The following is a 1134-nucleotide window of genomic DNA, read 5'->3' as shown; positions in this document are numbered from 1 at the left end:
TAATTAACCAAGAATTCAGCGGCGAACTTGAATTGTCGGATTTTCCTGAATTTATGCCAGAGCCTCCTCCCAAAACTAGAGATTACGAGGGGTTTGTTGAGTACACTACTGAAGGGGAATTACTCTCTTGGTTTCTTGATGTAGAAGGGTTAGAGCAAGTCGGTTCTGATATTACCCTTGAACCGTTGCCTTCTCCTTTTCCTTCTCCTCTTCCTCTTCCTCCTAGAAACTTTATTACTACCTTTGATGCTACCCCTGATAGTTGGATTCTAGATATCGATTTTGGTAGGGCTGTTGATGCCGGGGCTTATACCCTTACCTGGAACAGAGACTCAGGAATTACCTTTACTCTTGGGGGGTCCCTATTACCTCCAACTGTCTATGTTGATCCCAATCCTACGTTTAAGGAAGCCATCACCAAGGATCCTTCAAAGCCAGATGCAACCAGTGTACCTGAACCGGCTTCGGGATTAGCGCTACTGGGAATTAGTGCTTTAGGTGCTGGTTCATTGTTGAAAAGAAAGGATAAATAATTTGGTAAAGCCCCCTAAATCCCCCAAATTTGGGGGACTTTGATAGTTTTGTTCCCCCCAAAATTGGGGGGCTAGGGGGGCAAACTCATAGCGATAATTTTGCCTTTATAAGTCCTATTCAATAACAATATAACTGTAAGTCTAGAGGAATTTAAGTCCATTTTTATGGACTTTTTTTTGTGATAATCTATAAACTTAATTGCAAGTATACATCCCTGTGATGGTTACCGCAAGTGTAAGTGACTGGATCGATCTCGCCAAGGAACGAACCAAAGATGCAGAGGCTATCCTAAAAAATAGAATTCAGTAAATTGGCGTATAAGTTGATTGGAGTTTTCACGGTTGTCACCCTTTGTGATAGTCTAATTTTAGCAAATGTGATCGAGTTATTTTTTGTAGCAGAAGAATAATTCGGCAGAAAGGTTAAAGTTTTACCACCCTAAACTATCTGATCAATTCTTCGGTGCTTGAGATTTTTTTGGAAACTATCCAAAATCTTAATTGCCCACTTAGCGGTGCAATTAACTCAATTTATCTACTTACTCAACCAGGAGAATTCCTTTGATTAATTTTTCTAAACATAATGGTGTTGTTACTACTG

Annotated in this window: 1 protein-coding gene; it reads left to right on the top strand. The window is 39.9% G+C overall.

The annotated features are described in order from the left end of the window. Positions 1–533 (top strand): PEP-CTERM sorting domain-containing protein (locus F6K49_RS51650; RefSeq protein WP_293110762.1); only part of this gene is annotated, 533 nt, incomplete at its 5' end. Positions 534–1134: the final 601 nt, after the last annotated feature.

This window comes from Moorena sp. SIO3I6 (assembly GCF_010672095.1).
The sequence above is the reverse complement of the archived record's forward strand: the minus strand, read 5'-3'. Positions and strand labels throughout refer to the sequence as shown.